This is a genomic window from Streptomyces hainanensis, from assembly GCF_004348415.1.
Taxonomy (GTDB): Bacteria; Actinomycetota; Actinomycetes; order Streptomycetales; family Streptomycetaceae; genus Streptomyces; species Streptomyces hainanensis.
Genome location: NZ_SMKI01000409.1, coordinates 1 through 7,107, shown reverse-complemented (window position 1 = coordinate 7,107; position 7,107 = coordinate 1). Strand labels below are relative to the sequence as shown.

Sequence of the window (7,107 nt, the reverse complement as noted above, 5' to 3'; positions counted from 1 at the left end):
GCGGGGGACAACCCGGCGCGCAGCGCGGCGCACCCGACCGGTGGCCGCAGCCGCCGCGCGCAGCGCCGGAGACTACGCCGAGATCAAACGCGGTGTCCTGGCCGCGCTCCAGCCGGCGGCCTGGCGGGATCTCGTGGCCGACAGGCACAACCCGATCGAGAGCGCCCTGGGCCTGCTGCTGGACGCCGGGAAGGCGGCCGACGCCGTCCGCCGGGACGACCGGACGTGAGGCGTGTCAGAGCTTGCGGAGCCGCACCTTCCGCACCGTGTGCGTGTGGTCCTTCTGGAGGACCAGCGTCGCCCGCCCCTTCGTGGGGGCGATGTTCTCCACCAGGTTCGGCTCGTTGATCTGCCGCCAGTTGCGCTCCGCGTAGGCGAGGGCCGTCTCCTCGGGGACGCCCGCGTAGCGGCTGAAGTAGGAGCTCGGGTCCCGGAAGGCCGTGGCCCGCAGCTCGCGGAAGCGGTGGAGGTACCACTCCCTGATGTCCGAGGTCCTGGCGTCGACGTAGAGGGAGAAGTCGAAGTGGTCGGCCAGCCCGAGGCGCCCCGGCAGGGCCGGTTGGAGGACGTTGAGGCCCTCGATGATCAGGATGTCGGGGCGGCGGACCGTCTGACGTTCGCCCGGCACGATGTCGTAGACGTGGTGCGAGTACACCGGCGCGCTCACCTCCTCCTGGCCGGCCTTGACGGAGGCCACGAACCGCGTGAGGGCGCGGCGGTCGTACGACTCGGGGAAGCCCTTGCGGGCCATCAGACCGCGCTGCTCCAACTCGGCGTTGGGGTAGAGGAAGCCGTCGGTGGTGACCAGCTCCACCCGAGGGTGTTCCGGCCAGCGCGCCAGCAGCGTCCGCAGCAGCCGGGCCACCGTCGACTTGCCGACGGCCACGCTGCCGGCGACGGCCAGCACGAACGGGGTGGTCGGCTGCGGCCCGCCGAGGAACGTGGAGACCGCGCCGCGCAGCTTCCCCCAGCTAACGCTGGGAGGTGCCCCCATCGTGGCGCCGACGTAGAGGTTGAGCAGTCGGGAGAGCGGCAGGTAGATCTCCCGGACCTCGTCGAGGTCGATGACGTCGCCGAGTCCCCGCAGCCGCTCGACCTCGTCGGCGGTCAGCGGCAGCGGGGTGCGGTCGTGGAGCGCCCGCCACTCGTCGCGGCCCAGGTCGACGTAGGGGGTGGGGGGCGAGGTGTGCTGGAGCGAGGTGGCCACGTGGTCATTCTGCTGGCCGGGCTACGCTGCCCGCATGCGCGGGATCGTCGGTTACGTAGGGGTCCAGTCCGCTCTCGATGTGCTGCTCGCCGGGCTCGGCCGGCTGGAGCGGCCCGACCACGACGCGTCCGGTGTCGCGGTGCTCGCGGACGGCGGGCTGGCGACGGTGTGGACCCCGGGCCGGCTCGGGGAGCTGCGCGCCGAGCTGGCGCGCCGACCGCCGCCCGCCGGTGGCTGCGGCATCGCGCACGGCGGCGGCCGGCCGCGGCTGGACAACGCGGGACGGGTGGCGGTGGTGCACGGCGGCCACATCGACAACGACGTGGAGCTGCGCGCGGAACTCGCGGCGCGTGGACACCGGCTGGAGTCGGCGACGGGCACCGAGGCGGTCGCCCACCTGCTGGCCGAGTCGTTCTCGTCGTGCGGGGAGCTGGGCGAGGCGATGCGGCAGGTCTGCCGGGCGCTGCGCGGCGAGTTCACGCTGCTGGCGGTCCACGCGGACGAGCCCGACGCGGTGGTGGGCGCGCACCGGGGGCTGCCCCTGGCGGTGGGACTCGGGGAGGGCGAGTCGTTCCTGGCCGGGGACGCGGCGGCCTTCGCGGGCGAGGCGGTCCGGGACGTGGTGCGGCTGGACGCCGGGGAGCGCGACCAGGTGGTGTTGGTGCGGCGGGAGTTCGACGAGGTGCGCTACGAGGTCACGGACGCGGACGGGGGAGTGGTGCCGGCGTGATCGTGGGCGTGGGCATCGACGTGGCGGACGTGGGCCGGTTCGAGCGGTCGCTGGAGCGGACGCCGGCGCTGGTCGACCGGTTGTTCGTGGCGGACGAGCTGTGGCTGCCGGGCGGCGAGCGGCGCGGCGTGGCGTCGCTGGCGGCCAGGTTCGCGGCGAAGGAGGCGGTGGCCAAGGCGCTCGGCGCGCCGGGCGGGCTCGCCTGGACGGACGCCGAGGTCCGGCAGGGACGGTCGGGCCGCCCCACCCTCGCGGTGCGCGGCTCCGTCGCGGCCCGGGCGGCCGAACTCGGGGTGCGGGCGTGGCACCTCTCCCTCAGCCACGACGCGGGCGTCGCGACGGCCATGGTGATCGCCGAGGGGTAGGGCCGTACTCAGCGGCCGCGCGGTTCGCCGAGGAGTTCGTGCCAGACCGCCGGCAGGGCCTCCGTGATGGTCGAGGCCATGGGGGGCACGGGGGCGTGGGTGCCGGCCAGGCCGTGCAGGTAGGCGCCGGCCGAGGCGGCGTCCAGGGGCGTGAGCCCGGCGGCGAGGAGGGCGCCGATCAGGCCGGAGAGCACGTCCCCGCTGCCGGCCGTGGCGAGCCAGGCGGTGCCGGTGGGGTTGGCGCGTACCGCGCCGCCGGCCGGGTCGGCGACCAGCGTCGTGGAGCCCTTGAGCAGCGCCACCGCCCCGAACCGGTCGGCGAGCGCCCGGACGGCGGCCAGCCGGCCGGCCTCCACCTCGGGGCGGCTGGTGCCGAGCAGCGCCGCCGCCTCGCCGGCGTGCGGGGTGAGCACGGTCGGCGCGCTGCGGGCCCGCACCCGGGCCGGGTCGAGGCCGCGCAGGCCGTCCGCGTCGATCAGCACCGGCACGTCCGCGTCCAGCACGTCCGCGACCCGCTCGCGGGCCTCCCGGTCGTCGCCGACGCCGGGGCCGACCACCCAGGACTGCACGCGGCCGGCCCGGTGCGGCAGCCCGGTGGAGACCAGCGCCTCGGGGTAGCGGGCGATGACGGCCGCGTCGGCCGGGCCCGCGTAGCGCACGGCGCCGGCGCCGCCGCGCAGCGCGCCGCCGACCGCCAGCACCGCCGCGCCGGGGTAGCGGGCCGAGCCGGCGGCGATGCCGACGACGCCGCGCCGGTACTTGTCGCTCTCCGCGCCGGGGCGGGGCAGCAGCGCCGCCACGTCGGCCGGTTCGAGGGCCGTCAGGTCCGGGCCGGGCGGCAGTTCGGGGCCGAGGCCGATGTCGACGAGCCGCACCCGGCCGGCGTACTCGGCGGCCGGATCGACCAGCAGCCCCGGCTTGTGGGTGCCGAAGGTGACGGTGAGCGCGGCGCGCACCGCGTCGCCGTGCACCTCGCCGGTGTCCGGGTCGACGCCGCTCGGCAGGTCCACGGCGATCACCGGCGCGCCGGCGGCGGCCACCGCCCGGGCCAACTCGGCGGCGGCCGGGCGCAGTCCGCCCCGGCCGCCGATGCCGGTGATGCCGTCCACCACCAGGTCGGCGCGGGCCAGCGCGGCGGCCGCGGCGTCCGGCGTGGTGGTGCGGCCGCCGGCGGCGCGGAGCGCGGCCAGGCCGCCGGGGTGCGCGCGGTCGGGGGCGAGCAGCACCGCCGTCACGCCGACGCCGCGCCGGGCCAGCCGGGCGCCGGCGTAGAGCGCGTCGCCGCCGTTGTCGCCCCCGCCCACCAGCAGCACCACGCGCCGGGAACGCCCGGACGGCAGCAGGTCGGCGCAGGCCGCCGCGAGGCCGGCGGCGGCCCTGGCCATCAGGGTGCCCGCCGGCAGCCGGTCCATCAGTGCCCGCTCGGCGGTCCGCACCGTCTCCACGCGATAGGCCGTCCTCATGGCACCAGTCTGGCCCGTGTCGGTCGCGGCGGCGCAGGCAACCTCGGGAGAGTCCGGAACGGGACCGCGCTTTCGGGCGGTCCGGGCGGCGAAATCCAGGGTTCCTGCGACACTGGAGGGCAATGAACGATCACGTCCTGCCCGAAACCCGGCGTCTGCGCGCCGATATCGATCTGGCCGCGGTGCGCTCCAACGTGCGCGCGCTCCGCGGACGCCTCACCGGCGGTGCCGCGTTGATGGCCGTGGTCAAGGCAGACGCCTACGGCCACGGGCTGCTGCCCTGCGCGAGGGCGGCCCGCGCGGCCGGCGCCGGCTGGCTCGGCGCCGCCACGCCCGAGGAGGCGTTGGCGCTGCGCGCCGCCGGGGACACCGGGCGGGTGCTGTGCTGGCTCTGGGTGCCCGGCGGGCCCTGGCGGAGCGCGGTGGAGGCCGACATCGACGTCTCGGTGAGCGCCCGTTGGGCGCTGGCCGAGGCGGTGGCGGCCGCCCGGGCCGCCGGCCGGCCGGCCAGGATCCACCTCAAGGTCGACACCGGGCTCGGCCGCGGCGGCTGCCCGCCCGCCGACTGGGCCGACCTGACGGCCGCCGCCCGTGCCGCCGAGGCCGAGGGCGCGGTGCTGGTCGCCGGCGTCTGGTCGCACCTGGCCAGGGCCGACGAGCCGGGCGACCCGTCGATCGCCGCCCAAGAGGAGGCCTTCGCCGAGGCCCTGGCCGTCGCCGAACGCGCCGGGCTGCGGCCCGAGGTGCGCCACCTGGCGAACTCGCCCGCCCTCCTCACCCTGCCCGCCACCCACTACGACCTGGTGCGCGCCGGCATCGCCGTCTACGGCGTCTCGCCGTCGCCCGAGGTCGGCACCCCCGAGGACTTCGGGCTGCGGCCCGCGATGACGCTGCGCGCCACGCTGGCCGGCGTCAAGCGGATGCCGGGCGGCCACGGCGTCTCCTACGGCCACCGCTACACCACCCCGGGCGACACCACGCTGGCGCTGATCCCCGCCGGATACGCCGACGGCATCCCCCGCCACGCCTCGGGAACCGGACCGGTGCTGGTCGCCGGCAAGTGGCGGACGGTGGCCGGCACCGTCGCCATGGACCAGTTCGTCGTCGACCTGGGCGGCGACGCCGCGGAGGCCGGCGACGAGGCGCTGCTCTTCGGCCCCGGCGACCACGGCGAGCCCACCGTCGAGGACTGGGCCAGGGCCACCGGCACCATCGGCTACGAGATCGTCACCCGCATCGGCGCCCGGGTGCCGCGCGTCCACCACGGCGACGAGGACCGGCGGGCGGAGGCGGCGTCATGAGCTGGGCGCGGCGGGCCGGCATAGCGGGCGTCGCGTTGGGCGCGGTGGCGACCACGGTGGCCGTCGAGCGGCTGAGCGTGCAGCGCTCGCTCCGCCGCCAGGCGCGGCTCGCGCTGGACACGGCGGGACCGTTCGGCACCCTCCGCGGCACCCCGGGCACCACCTTCGCGGAAGACGGCACCGAGCTCTACTACGAGATCGACGAGCCCGCCGACCATCCGACGCCGGCGGCCGAGCCCGCGGTGGGACCGCCACCGACCCCCGGCCGGCTCACCAGGCTGCTGCGCCGCCACGGCCCCGCCAGCCGCCGCCCCACCGTGGTCTTCAGCCACGGCTACTGCCTCGCCCAGGACGTCTGGCACTTCCAACGCGCCGCGTTGCGCGGCCAGTTCCGCGCCGTCTACTGGGACCAGCGCAGCCACGGCCGGTCGGCGCGCGGCACGTCGCAGGTCGAGCGCGTCGAGGACGTCAGCATCGACCAGCTCGGCCGCGACCTCAAGGCCGTGCTGGACGCCACCGTGCCCGAGGGCCCCGTCATCCTGGTCGGCCACTCCATGGGCGGCATGACGGTGATGGCGCTGGCCGAGCAGTACCCCGAGTACGTCGCCGAACGCGTCACCGGCATCGCCTTCCTCGGCACCTCGGCCGGCGGCCTGATCGACGTCACCTACGGCTTCCCCGCCCCCGTCATCAACGCCGTCCGCCGCGCCGTCCCCGGCATGCTGCGGATGCTGGGCACCCGGCCCGAGCTGGTCGAGCGCGGCCGCCGGGCCGTCGGCGACCTGTACTCGGGCCTGGTGCGGAAGTACTCGTTCGGCGAGCCGGCGTCCATCGACCCCGCCGTCGCCCGGTTCGCCGAGCGGCTGATCGAGGCCGTGCCGATGGACGTGGTCGCCGAGTTCTACCCGGCCTTCCACAAGCACGACAAGTGGGCCGCGCTCGGCGTGCTGCGCGGTCTCGAGGAGGACCTGCCGGTGCTGGTGCTGGCCGGCGACCGGGACGAGATGACCCCGCCGTCGCACAGCCAGCGGATCGCCGAGGAACTGCCGGCGGCCGAGCTGCTGCTGGTGCCCGACACCGGGCATCTGGTGCTCCTGGAGGCCCCGGTCGTGGTCAACGAGGCCCTGGTCAGGTTGCTGACGCGTAGCATCCACCCTCATGAACCAGCTGTCTGACGCGCCCGTCGCGCTCACCGTCCCGGGACCCGACCGGATGCGCGAGCTCGGCCGCCGGCTGGCCGCCCTGCTGCGTCCCGGCGACCTGGTGCTGCTCACCGGGGAGTTGGGCGCCGGCAAGACGACGCTGACCCGCGGCATCGGCGAGGGGCTCGGGGTGCGGGGCGCCGTCACCTCGCCCACCTTCGTCATCGCCCGGGTCCACCCGCCGCTGGCCGACGGCCCGCCGCTGGTGCACGTCGACGCCTACCGGCTGGCCGGCGGCCTGGACGAGATGGAGGACCTGGACCTCGACGTGGCGCTGCCCGAGTCGGTGGTGGTGGTCGAGTGGGGCGAGGGCCGGGTCGAGGAGCTGTCGGAGGAACGGCTGCACGTCGTCATCCACCGCACGGCGGGCGCCGACGACGACACCCGTGAGGTGTCCCTGACCGCCGTGGGCGCGCGCTGGCACGACGCGGGCCTGGAACGACTGGCCGAGCCGGCCGGCTGACAGCCGCCGGCGGCGGCTCGCGCCGCGGCGCGGGGGTTTCCCCCCACCTACCCGCCCTCTCTTGCGCGCGGTGCGCGAGGCCTGCGGCCGGCGCTTCCGCGCTCCGCGCGGGGGGTCGGGCCCTGGCGGGCCCGGTGGGCCGTAGGCCGGCGGCTGCGCTCCCGCGCTTCGCGCGGGGCTTTGCCACCCGACCGCCCTTCCGCGCTGTGCGCGGGGGACGGGCTCCGGCGGGCCCGTCCGTCTGGCGGCTACGCCGCCGGGCCGGAGACCCGTGGGCCGTGCGCCGCCGGCGGCTACGCCGCGGCTCGCGCGGGGGCCGGTGGCAGCGCCGCTCCGCGTGGCGCTCAGCCCATCTGCTCACCCTCGCCCTCGGTCC

Annotated in this window: 6 protein-coding genes and 2 pseudogenes; 6 read left to right on the top strand and 2 right to left on the bottom strand. The window is 76.9% G+C overall.

Annotated features, from left to right (window positions below):
- Nucleotides 1-229: pseudogene (locus E1283_RS39120) on the top strand (hypothetical protein); the annotation flags it as partial.
- A 6-nt stretch (nucleotides 230-235) separates the two neighbouring features.
- Here the strand turns inward: E1283_RS39120 and coaA are convergent.
- Entirely contained in the window at nucleotides 236-1,207 is a 972-nt protein-coding gene (gene coaA, locus E1283_RS28485) for a type I pantothenate kinase (protein ID WP_132821044.1), read from the bottom strand.
- 34 nt (nucleotides 1,208-1,241) lie between these two features.
- On the opposite strand from coaA, the pseudogene E1283_RS28480 reads away from it, so the two are divergent.
- Nucleotides 1,242-1,919: pseudogene (locus E1283_RS28480) on the top strand (glutamine--fructose-6-phosphate transaminase (isomerizing)); the annotation flags it as partial.
- Nucleotides 1,920-1,933: 14 nt separating this feature from the next.
- Entirely contained in the window at nucleotides 1,934-2,302 is a 369-nt protein-coding gene (locus tag E1283_RS28475) for a holo-ACP synthase (protein ID WP_132821042.1), read from the top strand.
- Between the two features lie 8 nt (nucleotides 2,303-2,310).
- On the opposite strand, the gene E1283_RS28470 is transcribed toward E1283_RS28475, so the two are convergent.
- The gene (locus E1283_RS28470; RefSeq protein WP_132821041.1) at nucleotides 2,311-3,765 is read right to left on the bottom strand and encodes an NAD(P)H-hydrate dehydratase; all 1,455 of its coding nucleotides are present in this window, start codon (nucleotides 3,763-3,765) and stop codon (nucleotides 2,311-2,313) included.
- Between the two features lie 122 nt (nucleotides 3,766-3,887).
- Between E1283_RS28470 and alr the strand changes: the two genes are divergently transcribed.
- The 3 genes from alr to tsaE are packed head-to-tail and all read left to right on the top strand — an operon-like array spanning nucleotide 3,888 to nucleotide 6,731.
- The gene (gene alr, locus E1283_RS28465) at nucleotides 3,888-5,066 is read left to right on the top strand and encodes an alanine racemase (RefSeq protein ID WP_207930557.1); all 1,179 of its coding nucleotides are present in this window, start codon (nucleotides 3,888-3,890) and stop codon (nucleotides 5,064-5,066) included.
- Nucleotides 5,063-6,241 carry an alpha/beta fold hydrolase gene (locus tag E1283_RS28460; RefSeq protein WP_132821040.1) on the top strand — a complete coding sequence of 393 codons (1,179 nt, stop codon included), beginning with the start codon at nucleotides 5,063-5,065 and terminating at the stop codon, nucleotides 6,239-6,241. Before alr ends, E1283_RS28460 begins: the two co-directional genes overlap by 4 nt.
- Nucleotides 6,225-6,731: a tRNA (adenosine(37)-N6)-threonylcarbamoyltransferase complex ATPase subunit type 1 TsaE gene (gene tsaE / locus E1283_RS28455; RefSeq protein ID WP_132821039.1), complete on the top strand. Its 507-nt coding sequence runs from the start codon at nucleotides 6,225-6,227 to the stop codon at nucleotides 6,729-6,731. Before E1283_RS28460 ends, tsaE begins: the two co-directional genes overlap by 17 nt.
- The last annotated feature ends 376 nt before the right edge of the window (nucleotides 6,732-7,107 follow it).